Below are 13,563 nucleotides of genomic sequence, written 5' to 3'. Positions count from 1 at the left end.
AGGTCTAGGGGAGTGGAGAAAGGGGGGGGGAGTGTTTGGGTGGTCTTTTTCGTTTTTCCTCCCGGCGCCTTGTGGGCACAAACAAAGGAAGACTCCTTCGGTGGGTGGTTCCCCCCCCGCTTCCGGGTTCGGCACGAAGACTAAAAGCTTCGCCCGTTCGAGTAATGCCGTCTCAGCACGTGGACGACGTGCGCGCACTCACAGAATCGGCTGCGGCGCGTACGCCGCGGCGTCCGGGAATCGCTTGAGCACGTCCTCGACGCGCGCCGCGACCTCTTCGACCTGACGCGGGGCCACACCGGTGAACGAGATCCGGTCGGCGAGGAGTTCGTCCAGGTCAGCGCGGTCGAGCGGGAGGCGTTCGTCAGCCGCGAGCCGGTCGAGCAGGTCGTTCTCCGCGCCGCGTTCGCGCATCGCGAGTGCGACGCCGACGGCGTTCTCCTTGATGGCCTCGTGAGCCGTCTCACGCCCGACGCCCTGGCGCACGGACGCCATGAGCACCTTCGTGGTCGCGAGGAACGGGAGATAGCGATCAAGCTCACGCTCGACCACGGCCGGGAACGCGCCGAATTCGCCGAGCACGGTGAGGAAGGTTTCGAGCAGGCCGTCGAGCGCGAAGAACGCGTCCGGCAGCGCGACGCGGCGCACCACGGAATCCGAGACGTCGCCCTCGTTCCACTGGTCGCCCGCCAGTTCGCCGATCATCGACAGGTAGCCGCGCAGCACGACCGCGAGACCGTTCACGCGCTCGCAGGAGCGGGTGTTCATCTTGTGCGGCATGGCCGACGACCCGACCTGACCCGGTTTGAAGCCCTCGGTGACCAGCTCGTGCCCGGCCATCAGCCGGATCGTCTTGGCGAGGCTGGACGGCGCGGCGGCGAGCTGGACCACAGTGGACAGCACGTCGAAGTCGAGCGACCGCGGATACACCTGGCCGACGCTGACGAACCGGTTGCCGAAACCGAGGAACTCGGCGATCCGGGACTCCAGCTGGTCCAAAGTGGACTCGTCGCCGAGCAGGTCGAGCATGTCCTGCGCGGTGCCGACCGGACCCTTGATGCCGCGCAGCGGATAGCGCTCGATCAGGTTGTCCAGCCGGGAGAACGCGACCAGCAGCTCGTCGGCGGCGGTCGCGAAACGCTTGCCGAGCGTGGTCGCCTGCGCGGCGACGTTGTGCGAGCGGCCGGCCATCACCAGGTCGGAGTGCTCGACCGCGAGCGCGGCCAGCCGGGACAGGACCGTGGCGACGCGCGCGCGGACCAGTTCCAGCGAGCGCAGCTGCTGCAGCTGCTCGACGTTCTCGGTGAGGTCGCGCGAGGTCATGCCCTTGTGCACGTGCTCGTGCCCGGCGAGGGCGTTGAACTCCTCGATCCGGGCCTTCACGTCGTGCCGGGTGACGCGTTCGCGGGCGGCGATCGATTCGAGGTCGACCTGCTCGATCACGCGCTCGTAGTCTTCGACCACGCCTTCGGGCACCTCGACGCCCAACTCGGCCTGAGCGCGCAGCACGGCGAGCCACAGCCGCCGCTCGAGCACGACCTTGCGTTCGGGCGACCAGAGCGCCACCAGCTCAGGCGAGGCGTAGCGGGCGGCGAGCACGTTCGGAATGCTGGGCTTGAGCGTCACGGGACCACGATACCTGCGCAGGTCAGCGGCGCGGTCACCACTCCGTGAGGCTGCCGTCGGGAAGCCGCCACACCGGTGACCGCCACTCGTGCCCCACCTCGTCGGCTCGGCGCACAGCCTCCTCGTCGACCTCGATGCCGAGCCCAGGCGCGGTCGGCCGCGCGGCGTAGCCGTCGACGAAACGGAACAACGCGTCGTCGGCGAGATACGCGACCGGCTCGCGGCCGTCGTGGTAGTGCATGCCGAGGCTTTGTTCCTGGATCAGGAAGTTCGGCGTCGCGAACGCCACCTGCAGCGCGGCGGCCAGCGAGATCGGGCCGAGCGGGCAGTGCGGGGCGAGGTTCGCGCCGTACACCTCGGCCTGCGCGGCGATCCGGCGCAGTTCCGAGATGCCGCCCGCGTGCGACGGGTCCGGCTGCACCACGGCGACGCCCGCGTCCAGCACCGGTTTGAACTCCCAGCGCGAGAACAGCCGTTCTCCGAGCGCGATCGGGACCGTCGAGGCTTCGACCACCGATTTCAGCACGTCCGCGGGCAATTCCGGCAGCACCGGCTCCTCGACGAACATCGGCTGTACTTCTTCGAGCATCTTCACCAACCGTCGCGTCATCGCGGGCGAGACGCGGCCGTGGAAGTCGATCGCCAGGTCGCGGTCGGGTCCGAGCGCTTCGCGGGCCTCTCGCGCGCGAGCCAGCACGGCCTGGGCTTCGGCGGGCGTGGCGATCGGTCCGAGCGGGCCGGCGACGTTCATCTTCACCGCGGTAAAACCACGCTCGACCTGCGCGGACACGGCGTCGAAGATCCCCGAAGGACGGTCCCCGCCGACCCACGAATACACCCGCACGCGATCGCGCGCCGGGCCGCCGAGCAGCTCGTGCACCGGGGCGTTCCGAGCCTTCCCCGCGATGTCCCACAGCGCCTGGTCGAACCCGGCGAGCGCGCTGGACAGCACTGGGCCGCCGCGATAGAAACCGCCGCGACGCAGCACCTGCCAGTGGTCCTCGATGCGCAGCGGATCCTTCCCCACGACCAGCTCGGCCAGCTCGTGCACGGCCGCCCGGACTGTCCCGGCACGACCTTCCACGACCGGTTCGCCCCAGCCGGCGATGCCCTCGTCGGTGCTGACCTTGAGGAACAACCAGCGCGGCGCGACCAGGAAGGTCTCGACCCCGGTGATCTGCACAGTGCCTCCAAAAACGGACTAAGCGGAATCCTTCGCGGCCGACCAGCCGCCGTCGACGGTCAGCTCGGAGCCCGTGACGAACGACGCCGAGGGCGAGAGCAGGAACGCGATCACCGCGGCGATTTCGGCCGGGTCGCCGAGCCGTCCGGCGGGCGTCGCGCGGGTGCTGCGTGCGCGGTCCTCCGCGCTGATCCGGTCCCACGCCTCGGTCTCGACCGGTCCGGGAAGCACCGAATTCACCCGAACCTCCGGCGCGTACTCCACGGCCAACTGCCGGGCCAGCGACACCAAAGCGCCTTTGCTGGCCGCGTAAGCCGGGTGTCCGGGCAGGCCGAATCGCGCGTGTACCGAGGAAACCAGCACCACAGAGCCGCGCCGGGATCGCAGCGAAGGCAGACAGGCGCGCACGGCCAGGTACGACGCGGTGAGGTTGACGTCCAGCTGTCGTTGCCATTGCGCCCGGCCGGTTTCGTGCAGTGGGCCCAAAGTCGGCAGGTACGCGTTGCTGACCACGGCGTCGACTTCGCCGGCCAGGTCGAGAACGCGTTGCCACGTCTCGTCTTCGGTCACGTCGCCCTGCACGCCGCCGGGCACCGGGGCGAGGTCGACGCCGATCACCCGATAGCCGTCGGCTTCGAGCTGGAGGGCGGTCGCGGCTCCGATCCCGGACGCCGCACCGGTCACCACGGCAGTGCGCATGGTTCGGAAGCATGCCGGTACGCCCGCGACCTCGTCAAGAATAATTAGTAATTTATAATTTGCCTGCTAGGCTGGCCGGCATGGGTTACCGGTGGGAGATCACGCGCGAAGCAGTGCGCCAGGGCGTCGTCGGGATCGTGCGGACAGCGGACGCAGCCTCGGCCGTCGCCGCCGCGCGGGCAGTGCTCGACGCCGGGTTGAAGTCGGTCGAAGTCCCGCTCACGAACGCGGGCGCGCTCGTCGCGATCGAGGAGCTGAGCGCCGCGTATCCGGAGGCCACGATCGGGGCGGGCACGGTGCTCGACGAGTCGTCCGCGACGGCCGCGATCCGTGCGGGGGCCCAGTTTCTCGTGTCGCCGTCGCTGCACACCGAGGTGTTGCGTACCGCTCATCGGTACGGCGTCGCGGCGCTGCCGGGCACCGGCTCGGTCACCGAAATCGTGCGCGCGTTGGAGGAAGGTGCTGACGCCGTAAAGGTTTTCCCGGCTTCCGCGCTCGGCCCGCAGTGGATCAAGGACGTGCGCGCCGCGCTTCCGCAAGCCCCTCTCGTGCCGACGGGTGGAATCGCTCCCGAGGACGTGCCACGCTGGCTCGACGCGGGCGCGGTCGCCTGCGGGATCGGGTCGGCGCTGACCCGTGGATCGTCGGACGACATCCGGGCCAGAGTGGCCGCATTGGTGAGGGAGAGCTCGTGAGCGACGTCGTACTCGTCGGCTGCCGTACCGCAGAAACCGGCGGAAACGGTATGGGAATCACGGTTTTCCGCCGCTCCGGCGGCGAGCTGATCACGGATTCGACGTTGCCGATGGTGTCGCCGACCTGGCTGACCCAGCATCCCGCGCTGCCGATGGTGTACGCGGTCAACGAGACGAGCTACGGCGAAATCACCTCCGTATCGGTCGCCGACGGTCTGGTCGCGCTCGACGTGGTGGAATCCGGCGGGGCCAGCCCGTGCCATCTCGCGGTGACGCCGGACGGCCGATTCCTGTTGTGCGCCAACTACGGCGGCGGCAGTCTCGCCGTGTTCGCCCTGCGCCCGGACGGCCGGATCGACGGCCGCACGGACCTGGTGCAGCACACCGGGAGCGGGCCGCGCGCCGACCGGCAGGAAGGCCCGCACGTCCACATGGCGGTGTCCTCAGCGGACAGTTCCGTGGTGAGCGCTGTCGACCTCGGCACCGACGAGATCCGCAGCTACACCCTGTCCCCGGAAGGAAAACTGACTCCGCTGGCCGTTTCGTCTCTGCCGCCGGGCACGGGACCGCGCCAGCTCATGCGCGGCGCGGACGGAATCGCTTACGTGGCAGGGGAACTCTCCGGCGAACTGATCACGATGCGGGAGACTTCGCCGGGAGCGTTCGAGTTCGTCACGGCGACCTCGGCGACCGCGGCGGGCGGCGAATCCCTGGTGGCGCACCTGGAAGTGCTCGAATCCGGGATCTACCTGTCGAACCGCGGGCCGGAATGCATCACGTCGTTCTCCGGAGATCCGCTGCGTGCGACCGTCGACCAGCCGTGCGGCGCTTACCCGTGGAACTTCGCGGTGGCGGACGGAACGTGCTACACCGCCGCGTTCCGCGACGACGTCATTTCCGTCTTCCCGTTGAAAGACTGGGGAAACGCAGAAGTCCGCAAGTATCCGACCGGTTCCCCGACGTGCGTGCTTCCGCTCCGGTGACCGACCATCGCCCTCGCGGCCTGCACGGACAGACCGTGGAAACGCTCGCCGCGCGCATTCTGTCCGGCGAATGGCGCGAGGGCATGGTGCTGGACCTCCCCGCGCTGCGCGAGGAGCTGGACATCAGCCTCACCGCGCTGCGCGAAGCGTTGAAGGTATTGGCAGCAAAGGGAATGATCGGCGCACGGCAGAAGCACGGCACGTTCGTGCAGCCGCGCGAGAACTGGCAGCTTCTCGACGCCGACGTCATGCGCTGGCAAACCACCGCACGCGGAAACGCCGGTCTGCTGGACGAATTGGCCGAGGTACGCGCAGTGGTCGAGCCCGCCGCGGCACGGATGGCTGCGGAACGCGCGACCGCCGAAGACCTTGCCGCGCTTGAGTCCGCGCTCGACGCGATGGTGGCGGCACCGGATCTGGAAGCGAGTGTCGAGGCGGATCTGGCGTTCCACCGCGGCCTGTTGACCGCCGCGCACAACAACTTCCTGCTCCAGATCGAACGCGTTATCGCGATCGGCCTGGCGGAGCGGGACAAACTCGTCCACAGCGCGGGCCCCACCGACGACCCGGTGCCGAGCCACCGCCGAGTACTGGACGCCATCGTCGCGCACGACCCGGTCGGCGCGGAGACCGCGATGCTGGAGCTGCTGGTGAAATCCGCCGCCGACGCGAAGCGGACGGGTCAGGAAGTGAAGGCCCGCCGGTAAGCCGTCGGTGTGGTCCCGAGCGCCCGCCGGAAGTGCAGCCGCAGGTTGGCCGGGGTGCCGAGACCGCAGTCTCGCGCCACCCGGTCCACTGAATGATCCGTGGACTCCAGCAGTTCCCGCGCTTTTCCGAGCCGTGCGTTAAGCAGCCATTGCAACGGAGTCGTCCCGGTTTCCTCGGCGAACCGGCGCAGGAAAGTCCGCTGCGACATCTCCGCGTGCCGGGCGAGCAGGCGGATGCTGAGCGATTCGTCCAGTCGCTGCAACGCCCATTCCCGCGTGGCGGACAGCGAAGCGTCGCCAGCGTCCGCGAGCGGAGCGGGGACGTACTGCGCCTGTCCGCCTTCCCGATGCGGAGCGGCGACCAGCCCGCGCGCGATCCGATTCGCGACCGCGGCGCCCAGGTCGCGGCGCACGATGTGCAGGCACAGATCGATGCCGCAGCAGACGCCGGCCGAGGTGAGCACGTCGCCCTCGTCGACGTAAAGGACATCCCGGTCGACCTGGACCGAGGGGTATTCGCGCTCGAATTCGTCGATATATTCCCAATGCGTCGTGGCGTGCAGGCCGTCCAGCACTCCCGCCGCGGCCAGCGCGAAAGCGCCCGTGCAGATGGACACCACTCGCCGTCCCCGGTCACGCGCCTCGGCCAGCAGCTCGACCGCCGCTTTCGGCGTCTCGCGGATCGGGTCGTAGCCCGGCACGATCAGCGTGTCCGCCGCGCGCAGCTCCTCGACCCCGCCTTCGGCTGCCAGCTCGAATCCGGCACTGGTGGCGACTTTCGGAGCGAGCGCGCACAGCGTCATCTCGTAGTGCGTCTGCGGCCGGACCTGGAACACCTGCGCCGGGATCGCCAAGTCCAGCGGAAGGACCCCGTCGAGCGCCAGCACCGCTACCCGATGCACCGTCATGGCAAGATTCTATCGAAGTACGGCAAACTTGCCACTCGCCAGGTCAGGGCGTCACGGGCCACGCTTCAAGGCATGACCGAACTCCTTCCGGACCCGGTTGCCGCACTGCCCGCGACTCCACTGGCGGACGCCATCATCGAGGTCGTCCGCCCGCTGGAGTCGCAGTCAGTCTTCAACCACAGCGTCCGCACCTACCTGTTCGCCCGGCTGGTCGCCGACCGGCTCGCGCTCTCCGGCTACGACGACGATCTGCTGTTCGCGGCATGCGTGATGCACGACATCGGCGTGGCACCGGACGGCCCGCACGTGGAACGCTTCGAGGTCGAAGGGGCTGATCGTGCGGCGGGATTCCTTGTCGAACAAGGGATTCCCGTCGCGGACGCCGACGAGGTCTGGCAGGCCATCGCCCTGCACACCTCCCCGGGCATCGTGGAACGCCGCGGCCAGCTGTGCGTGCTCGTCCACGCCGGGGTCGTCGTCGACTTCGGCGGCCCGATCGGCTCCGAGTACCTCGCCGCGGTCACCGACGAGCAGGCCGGGGCGATCCACGCCGCCTACCCCCGGCTGGACATGGTCCGCTCGCTGACCGACGCGATCGTCGCGCAGGCCGCGAAAAACCCGAAGAACGCGCCGGTGCCGTCCACTCCCGCTGATTTCTTGCGGGAACGCGCGGCCGACGGCGAAACCCGGCTCGAACGCGCCGCCCACTCGTCCCGCTGGGGCAACTGAGAAAGGATCAACATGCACTCCGTCGAAATCCCCGAGGACTCCGAAGTTTTCGGGCCGTCCGGGGCGTCCGCCTTCGCCCGCTTCGGTTACTCGGCCGCTGTCCGCGCGGGCAATCTCCTCTTCATCGCCGGGACGATCGGCCGCCGCCCGGACGGGGCCATCGCGGAAACCATCGAGGAGCAGACCGAGATCGCGCTCCGCCGGATCGAGGAAATCCTTCGTCTGGAAGGCCTCGACCTCTCCGCGCTGGTCGACATCACGAGCTATCACGTCGATATCCACCAGCATCTGCCCGGTTTCCTGGAGGCCAAGAAGCGCCTCGTGACGGCGGAGCCTTACCCGGCGTGGTCGATGATCGGCGTCAGCGGGCTCGCCAGCCCGGGGCTCCTGATCGAAATCCGCGCCACCGCGGCATATCCGGACTGACTGTCCTCAATGGACGCCAGTGGACTCCGCGAGCGCGGTCCGCAGCATCCGCCCGGCGGCGGCGCGCGGGGCCGGGTCGACCGCGATCAGCGCGTTGACCACGGCCCCGTCCACGAGCGCGACCAGGCGGTCCAGCTCGTCCTTGGCCACCGGCGTCCCGGAGCGGGCGAAGATCTCGGTGAGCAGTTCGTTGAGCTGCTGGGACAGCGTGCGCATCAACGGCCGCAGGTACGGCCGCCGTCCCGTGGCGACCAGGCGTTCGTAGCGCAGCAGAACCGCCTCGGCGTCGGCTTCCGGATCGCCGCTCTGCGGGCCGAGCAGCATGTCCAGCACGAGTTCGACGGTCGCCTGCACGCCCCGGTTCCGGGTCGTCAGGTCGTCCAGCTGGCGGCGTCCGTTGGCCAGTTCGGTCTGCCCGTGGTGTTCCACCGCGGCGGTGACGAGCTCTTCCAGCGAGTCGAAGTAGTACGTCGTGGACGCCAGCGGCAGGCCGGCCCGCTCGGCGACGGCCCGGTGCCGGACCGCGTCGAAGCCGCCCTCGGCCAGCAGCTCAGCGGCGGCTTCGACGAGCGCTGCCCGTCGTCGTTCGCCCTTGGGGGTGGTGGCTGCTGCCGTCATGTCCGGTCATTCTGCCAGCCGCCCCGGAGGATGCCGATCAGAACCGGGTGGCCAGCGAAGCGGCGAAGCGCGCCAGGTCGGTTGCGTACGGTGCTGGATGCCCGGACGTCCCCGGCACGCTGACCAGCACGAGGGTCCCCCCGCTGCCAGTTTCCTGACGCACGGTGACGGCTCCGGCCGGTTGCGTGGGCACGGTCACCGCGGCACCACGAGCGAACACCGCCGCGCCGATCGTGCCGTCCGGAAGCGGGAACCCCGCGCCGCGCGACGACGTCGTACAAACGCTGCCTGGGGAAGCCTGCGCGGCGTTCAAGTGGCCTGGGAGCTCGCCAGCGAGGGCTGTGGCGAGCTCCCAGTCCACCCGTCCGCACCCGGAGGTGCCTTCGACCCGAGGGCCGGTCCTCCCGGTTTCGCCGGCTCCCTGCCGAGACGGCTGACCTGGGAAGTCATCCCCATTGCTGAAAGGACGCGCCGCCGGTCCGCCGGGTTGCACCGGCGCGGCCGCGGAATTCGCCATCGAATCGGACTTCTCGCTCGAAACTCCGACAATTCCCCACGTGCCGAACCCAGCGGCCACCACCACGGCCGCGGCGCCGACGGTGATCCGGTTGCGCCGGCGGACCGTCTCGCGCCTGGAGCGGCGCACCACGTCGTCCACCGAGAACGTCGGGGGCGGCACCTCGCCGGGAGCGGCGGAGAACAACGTCTCGGCTTCCCGCTCATCCATTGGTCTCCACCTCCCGTTCCAGCACCTGGCGCAGGTTTGCCAGCCCGCGCGCCGTTTGGCTCTTGACGTTGCCTTCGCTGCAGCCCAGCGCCGTCGCCGCGGCTCCGACGTCCAGGCCGTCGAAGAACCGCAGCACCAGCACCGCTCGCTGCTTCGGCGGCACTTCCTTCAACGCCGCGAGCAGGTCCTCGCGCGTCGCGACGCGTTCGGCGAGCCCCGGGGCGTCGTCCACGGGCTCCGGCAGCACTTCGGTCTGCCGCTCCCGCCGCCACGGACGCCGGGACTCGTCGATGACCGCGCGCACCAGCGTCTTGCGCACGTACGCGTCGGTCGCCGCGCGGTCTCTGATCTTCTTCCACCTCCGGTGCAACGCGACGAACGCCGTCTGCGCGAGGTCGTCGGCTTTGTGCCAATCCCCGCACATCAGATAGGCGCTCCGGCGCACGGCGTCCCTCCTCGCGGCGAAGTACTCCGCGAACTCTTGTTCGTCGCGCTGGTCCACGCGCTTTGCAGCTCCGCTCTGGCCATGTCCGGTGAAGGGACGGATCCGGGGGCGTCCACGGTTGCACGTCGGGCCGGAAACGTTCCACCCCCCGCCGCATTGATGCCGCGCCCACCTGTGTGATGTGATCGGACTGTGACCATGACTGGGCAGTTGATCGACTTCCGTTCCGACACCGTCACCCGCCCGGACGCGATCATGCGCGCGGCCATGGCCGAGGCAGAGGTCGACGACAACGTCATCGGCACCGACCCGACCATCGCCGAACTGGAGCGCCGGGCCGCGCAGACGCTCGGCATGCCCGCCGCACTGTGGACGCCGAGCGGGACGATGGCGAACCTGATCGCGCTGAGCGTCCATCTGCAGCGTGGCGACCGGTTCCTCGCGACCCGCGGCGCGCACGTGCTCACCAACGAACTCGGCTCCGCCGCCTGGCTCGCCGGCGGCATGCCGGACATCCTCGAACACGACGCGGGCCCCGGCCGGTGCCTGCCGGAGACTCTCGAAGCCGCGATCGGCAACCCCGGCCCGTACTTCACGCTTCGCACCTCGCTGTTGTGCCTGGAGAACACGCACAACGCGGCTGGTGGCGCGGTGACTCCGCCCGATGAGCACGCGCAACTGCTGTCCGTCGCGAAGCAGGCCGGGCTCACTGTGCACCTCGACGGCGCACGGATTTGGCACGCGGCTGTCGCGCTGCAAGTGCCGCCCGCAGCGCTGACCGTGGGCGTGGACACGGTGTCGGCGTGTTTCAGCAAGGGCCTTGGCGCACCGGTCGGCTCGGTCGTCGCGGGCAGTGTCGAGTTCGTCGAGCAAGCCCGCCGAATGCGGCAGATGCTCGGCGGCGGCGTGCGTCAGGGCGGGGTGCTCGCCGCTGCCTGCCTGGTCGCGCTGGACCGCGTCGACGAACTGGCCGAGACGCACGAGTTCGCGAAGCGGCTGGCCGACGGCCTTTCCGAGCACGGCTGGGACGTGCGGACGCCGGATACCAATATCGTTCTGGCCGGGGTGCCGGACGTGCCGACCGCGCTGAACTGGCTCGGCTCGCTCGGTATTCAAGCCCTGCCCATGGCGGGCAAGGTCCGGTTCGTGACGCACCGCGACCTGTCGTCCGCTGACATCGCCGAAGCACTGCACCGGATCAAAGCCGGTGCCTGAACCCTGGGGGACTCAGGTGACCAACTGGATCGTGTTCGACTACGGCGAGGTGCTCAGCCTCCGCACCGCCGCGGTGCCGAAGCTGGCCGCCGCCATGGGCGTCTCGCTCGAGACGTTCGAGCCGGTGTACTGGAGTGTGCGCGACGCGTACGACCGCGGCTGTCCTGATGTGGAGTACTGGACGTCCATCGGCGACCAGGTCGGCGCGACGGTGGACGACGCGCTGTCGGCCGAACTGACCGCGCTCGACGTCGCTGGCTGGGGACAGCTCGCGCCGGGATCGCTCGACCTGCTGCAGTCGCTGTCCGAGGCCGGAGCCTCGCTCGCGCTGCTGTCGAACGCGCCGTCGGCGTTCGGCGTCTGGGTGCGCGAGCAGGAGTGGGCGAAGCTGTTCAAGCACACGCTGTTCTCCGGCGACGTGAAGGTCGCGAAGCCGGACGCCGAGATTTTCCAGCTGCTGCTGGACAAACTCGGTGCGAAGCCGGACGAGTGCCTGTTCTTCGACGACCGCCAGATCAACATCGACGGCGCCCGCGCGGTCGGAATCCGCGCGCATCTGTGGGACGGAGCCGAAGCCGCCCGCGCGGCACTGGCCTGAACCGCGAACGGCTCCCGCACTTTTCGGTGCGGGAGCCGTCGTGTGCTCAGTATGGTTCGGCGCCGGTCAGCGGCTGATCCGCTTCGACTGCTTCTTCCCGGTGATCGCCCCGTAGGCCGCGGTGCCCAGGAACAGCACCCCGCCGATGATGCCGATCCACAGCACGGCCTTGAACACGAAGCCGATCACTGACCCGAGCACCATGAAGGCGATCCAGGCCACGACGAGCGCTCCGACGATCTTCCAGAACATGGCTCCTCCGATGCCGTTTCCGCGCCACGTCGGCCCGGTGCCCTCCAGCGTGCCATCCGTGCGACGGAAACTCTCTACGCTGGGCCAACGTTCAGGGGGATCCCAGGGTTCCCCCTGACCGGATTTTCCTGGTCGTCTCGTCCAGCGGGGCCGGCTCGGGCTCCGCCGGAGCGGCTGGTTGACAGGCCGATCTCGCGGCGACGCGCCGCCGGCCGACGAGCCCGGCGATCAAGTGCCCGAACCCAGCGCCGTGACCAGTGCGGCCCGCGCGGGCGGCAGAACAACCTGAGCCTCTTGATCACCGGACCGGCCGGGCACTGGCCGAGACATCACGGAATGCAGTTTTTACGGCTTTACGACTGTCCGTTGAAAGGCACCTACTATCGGACCGTTGTTCATTCGACGCCCCGGAACAACTATCAGTGGTGAATAATTCACCACTGAGTCGGGAGCAAAATCAATGCGCAAGAAATTGATCGCAGGCGGTGCCTTCGCCGTCGCGCTCGCCCTCACAACCGGTGGAACTGCCACCGCGCAGCAATTCTCCGCCGCCCCCTCGGCCACCGGTGGCCCGACGGTGAAAAACGCCTGTGCGCAGGTGCGCGCGGCAGGCCGCATGTCCTGCTTCGCACAGGTGCGCACCGACATCAAACAGGCCCGGCGCGCCCCCGGCTCCGCCCCCTCCGGCTACGGCCCCGCAGAGCTGCAAGCTGCCTATCAGCTGAAGGCCGACGGCGGTGCGGGCCAGACGATCGCCGTCACCGAGTCCGGCGATTACCCCTCTCTCAAAGCGGATTTGGCCGCCTACCGCAAGCAGTTCGGATTACCCGCCGGCGACGTGCAGATCGTGAATGAAGACGGCCAGGAGAGCCCGCTGCCGAAGGCCGACCCGGACTGGGCCGTCGAGACCGCGCTGGACGTCGACATGATCGCGGCGACCGCGCCGAACGCCAAGATCCTCGTGGTCGAGGCCAATCAGGCCACCACCGACGACTTGGGCAAGGCGGTGGACACCGCGGTCAAGCTCGGCGCGAAGTTCGTCTCCAACAGCTGGGGCGGCGACGAGTCCGAGGGGAGCGCGGGCGACGCGCACTTCAAGCACCCCGGCGTGGCGATCACCGCGTCCAGCGGTGACAACGGCTACGGCGCGAGCTGGCCGGCGTCCTCCCCGTACGCCGTCGGCGTCGGCGGCACGACCCTGAAGAGCAGCGGTGGCTCGTACACCGAGACGGCGTGGAAGGGCGCGGGCTCGGGTTGCTCGAGCTACGCGGCGAAGCCCGCCTTCCAAACCGACGCGACCGGCTGCGACAAGAAGGCCATCGCGGACGTCTCCGCGGTCGCCGACCCGGCCACCGGTGTCGCGGTGTATGACACCTTCCAGCAGAGCGGTTGGCAGGTCGTCGGCGGCACCAGCGCTTCGTCGCCGATCATCGCGAGCGTCTACGCCGATGCCGGCACCCCCGGTGCACAGGACTGGCCCGCCCAGTACCCGTGGTCGCACACCGACCAGCTGACCGACGTCACCTCGGGCAGCAACGGCAGCTGCGACACCAAGCAGTGGTGCAACGCGGGCACCGGCTGGGACGGCCCGACCGGGCTGGGCACCCCGAAGGGCACCGCCGCCTTCACCAAGTAAGAATCGACAATTTCAGATAGTTCACCTTAAACGGGCATAATAGCGACCAGCGGTCTGGCGGAACAAATACGACGTTCCGCTCGATCGCTGGTCGCTGCCTTTGTCCGACTCCCTTC

General features: G+C 69.2%; 16 protein-coding genes. 8 read left to right on the top strand and 8 right to left on the bottom strand.

The window, feature by feature from the left end; genetic code table 11:
• Positions 1 to 198: 198 nt before the first annotated feature.
• From purB to ACZ7OI_RS04350, 3 genes are read right to left on the bottom strand one after another with little or no spacing between them, the layout of a single operon-like run.
• The gene (gene purB / locus ACZ7OI_RS04360; RefSeq protein ID WP_470262763.1) at positions 199 to 1,626 is read right to left on the bottom strand and encodes an adenylosuccinate lyase; all 1,428 of its coding nucleotides are present in this window, start codon (positions 1,624 to 1,626) and stop codon (positions 199 to 201) included.
• Between the two features lie 34 nt (positions 1,627 to 1,660).
• Positions 1,661 to 2,809, bottom strand: coding sequence for a galactonate dehydratase (dgoD, locus tag ACZ7OI_RS04355; RefSeq protein WP_470262762.1), 1,149 nt, complete (start codon positions 2,807 to 2,809; stop codon positions 1,661 to 1,663).
• Between the two features lie 18 nt (positions 2,810 to 2,827).
• Positions 2,828 to 3,508: an SDR family NAD(P)-dependent oxidoreductase gene (locus ACZ7OI_RS04350; protein ID WP_470262761.1), complete on the bottom strand. Its 681-nt coding sequence runs from the start codon at positions 3,506 to 3,508 to the stop codon at positions 2,828 to 2,830.
• A gap of 80 nt (positions 3,509 to 3,588) precedes the next feature.
• On the opposite strand from ACZ7OI_RS04350, the gene ACZ7OI_RS04345 reads away from it, so the two are divergent.
• From ACZ7OI_RS04345 to ACZ7OI_RS04335, 3 genes are read left to right on the top strand one after another with little or no spacing between them, the layout of a single operon-like run.
• Positions 3,589 to 4,203 carry a bifunctional 4-hydroxy-2-oxoglutarate aldolase/2-dehydro-3-deoxy-phosphogluconate aldolase gene (locus ACZ7OI_RS04345; protein WP_470262760.1) on the top strand — a complete coding sequence of 205 codons (615 nt, stop codon included), beginning with the start codon at positions 3,589 to 3,591 and terminating at the stop codon, positions 4,201 to 4,203.
• On the top strand, positions 4,200 to 5,186 hold the full coding sequence (locus tag ACZ7OI_RS04340; RefSeq protein ID WP_470262759.1) for a lactonase family protein: 987 nt from the start codon (positions 4,200 to 4,202) through the stop codon (positions 5,184 to 5,186). The genes ACZ7OI_RS04345 and ACZ7OI_RS04340 overlap by 4 nt, the downstream gene beginning before the upstream one ends.
• Complete coding sequence (locus tag ACZ7OI_RS04335; protein WP_470262758.1) at positions 5,183 to 5,893, top strand: FadR/GntR family transcriptional regulator; 711 nt, start codon at positions 5,183 to 5,185, stop codon at positions 5,891 to 5,893. The genes ACZ7OI_RS04340 and ACZ7OI_RS04335 overlap by 4 nt, the downstream gene beginning before the upstream one ends.
• Here the strand turns inward: ACZ7OI_RS04335 and ACZ7OI_RS04330 are convergent.
• Positions 5,869 to 6,801, bottom strand: coding sequence for a GlxA family transcriptional regulator (locus tag ACZ7OI_RS04330; protein WP_470262757.1), 933 nt, complete (start codon positions 6,799 to 6,801; stop codon positions 5,869 to 5,871). The two genes, ACZ7OI_RS04335 and ACZ7OI_RS04330, sit on opposite strands and share 25 nt — an antisense overlap.
• Positions 6,802 to 6,873: 72 nt before the next feature.
• On the opposite strand from ACZ7OI_RS04330, the gene ACZ7OI_RS04325 reads away from it, so the two are divergent.
• Positions 6,874 to 7,530, top strand: coding sequence for an HD domain-containing protein (locus tag ACZ7OI_RS04325; protein WP_470262756.1), 657 nt, complete (start codon positions 6,874 to 6,876; stop codon positions 7,528 to 7,530).
• Between the two features lie 12 nt (positions 7,531 to 7,542).
• Positions 7,543 to 7,956 (top strand): RidA family protein, encoded by a 414-nt coding sequence (locus tag ACZ7OI_RS04320; protein ID WP_470262755.1) that lies wholly within the window; start codon positions 7,543 to 7,545, stop codon positions 7,954 to 7,956.
• 6 nt (positions 7,957 to 7,962) lie between these two features.
• Here the strand turns inward: ACZ7OI_RS04320 and ACZ7OI_RS04315 are convergent, their stop codons facing one another.
• From ACZ7OI_RS04315 to ACZ7OI_RS04305, 3 genes are read right to left on the bottom strand one after another with little or no spacing between them, the layout of a single operon-like run.
• Positions 7,963 to 8,574, bottom strand: a complete 612-nt coding sequence (locus ACZ7OI_RS04315; protein ID WP_470262754.1) for a TetR/AcrR family transcriptional regulator — start codon at positions 8,572 to 8,574, stop codon at positions 7,963 to 7,965.
• Positions 8,575 to 8,611: 37 nt separating this feature from the next.
• Positions 8,612 to 9,301, bottom strand: coding sequence for a hypothetical protein (locus ACZ7OI_RS04310; RefSeq protein WP_470262753.1), 690 nt, complete (start codon positions 9,299 to 9,301; stop codon positions 8,612 to 8,614).
• A complete protein-coding gene (locus tag ACZ7OI_RS04305) occupies positions 9,294 to 9,803 on the bottom strand; it encodes a SigE family RNA polymerase sigma factor (protein ID WP_470228411.1) in 510 nt (169 codons plus the stop codon). Before ACZ7OI_RS04305 ends, ACZ7OI_RS04310 begins: the two co-directional genes overlap by 8 nt.
• A gap of 141 nt (positions 9,804 to 9,944) precedes the next feature.
• Here ACZ7OI_RS04305 and ACZ7OI_RS04300 point away from each other — a divergent pair, with 141 nt between their 5' ends.
• Both ACZ7OI_RS04300 and ACZ7OI_RS04295 read left to right on the top strand, forming a co-directional pair.
• The gene (locus ACZ7OI_RS04300) at positions 9,945 to 10,961 is read left to right on the top strand and encodes a threonine aldolase family protein (protein WP_470262752.1); all 1,017 of its coding nucleotides are present in this window, start codon (positions 9,945 to 9,947) and stop codon (positions 10,959 to 10,961) included.
• A gap of 16 nt (positions 10,962 to 10,977) precedes the next feature.
• Positions 10,978 to 11,559 (top strand): HAD family hydrolase, encoded by a 582-nt coding sequence (locus ACZ7OI_RS04295; RefSeq protein ID WP_470262751.1) that lies wholly within the window; start codon positions 10,978 to 10,980, stop codon positions 11,557 to 11,559.
• A 66-nt stretch (positions 11,560 to 11,625) separates the two neighbouring features.
• Here ACZ7OI_RS04295 and ACZ7OI_RS04290 read toward each other — a convergent pair whose 3' ends face one another.
• Positions 11,626 to 11,811: a hypothetical protein gene (locus tag ACZ7OI_RS04290; protein WP_344266394.1), complete on the bottom strand. Its 186-nt coding sequence runs from the start codon at positions 11,809 to 11,811 to the stop codon at positions 11,626 to 11,628.
• A gap of 460 nt (positions 11,812 to 12,271) precedes the next feature.
• Between ACZ7OI_RS04290 and ACZ7OI_RS04285 the strand changes: the two genes are divergently transcribed.
• The gene (locus tag ACZ7OI_RS04285) at positions 12,272 to 13,447 is read left to right on the top strand and encodes a S53 family peptidase (RefSeq protein WP_470262750.1); all 1,176 of its coding nucleotides are present in this window, start codon (positions 12,272 to 12,274) and stop codon (positions 13,445 to 13,447) included.
• The last annotated feature ends 116 nt before the right edge of the window (positions 13,448 to 13,563 follow it).

Source organism: Amycolatopsis sp. NPDC114503 (assembly GCF_055633655.1).
This window is presented reverse-complemented; position numbering and strand designations above follow the sequence as displayed.

Excerpts from the sequence above, each read along its gene's own strand:
- ACZ7OI_RS04330 (WP_470262757.1), bottom strand. The coding sequence starts at position 6,801 with ATGACGGTGCATCGGGTAGCGGTGCTGGCGCTCGACGGGGTCCTTCCG.
- ACZ7OI_RS04325 (WP_470262756.1), top strand. The coding sequence starts at position 6,874 with ATGACCGAACTCCTTCCGGACCCGGTTGCCGCACTGCCCGCGACTCCA.
- ACZ7OI_RS04320 (WP_470262755.1), top strand. The coding sequence starts at position 7,543 with ATGCACTCCGTCGAAATCCCCGAGGACTCCGAAGTTTTCGGGCCGTCC.
- ACZ7OI_RS04345 (WP_470262760.1), top strand. The coding sequence starts at position 3,589 with ATGGGTTACCGGTGGGAGATCACGCGCGAAGCAGTGCGCCAGGGCGTC.
- ACZ7OI_RS04300 (WP_470262752.1), top strand. The coding sequence starts at position 9,945 with ATGACTGGGCAGTTGATCGACTTCCGTTCCGACACCGTCACCCGCCCG.
- ACZ7OI_RS04350 (WP_470262761.1), bottom strand. The coding sequence starts at position 3,508 with ATGCGCACTGCCGTGGTGACCGGTGCGGCGTCCGGGATCGGAGCCGCG.
- ACZ7OI_RS04290 (WP_344266394.1), bottom strand. The coding sequence starts at position 11,811 with ATGTTCTGGAAGATCGTCGGAGCGCTCGTCGTGGCCTGGATCGCCTTC.
- ACZ7OI_RS04285 (WP_470262750.1), top strand. The coding sequence starts at position 12,272 with ATGCGCAAGAAATTGATCGCAGGCGGTGCCTTCGCCGTCGCGCTCGCC.
- ACZ7OI_RS04315 (WP_470262754.1), bottom strand. The coding sequence starts at position 8,574 with ATGACGGCAGCAGCCACCACCCCCAAGGGCGAACGACGACGGGCAGCG.
- ACZ7OI_RS04310 (WP_470262753.1), bottom strand. The coding sequence starts at position 9,301 with ATGGATGAGCGGGAAGCCGAGACGTTGTTCTCCGCCGCTCCCGGCGAG.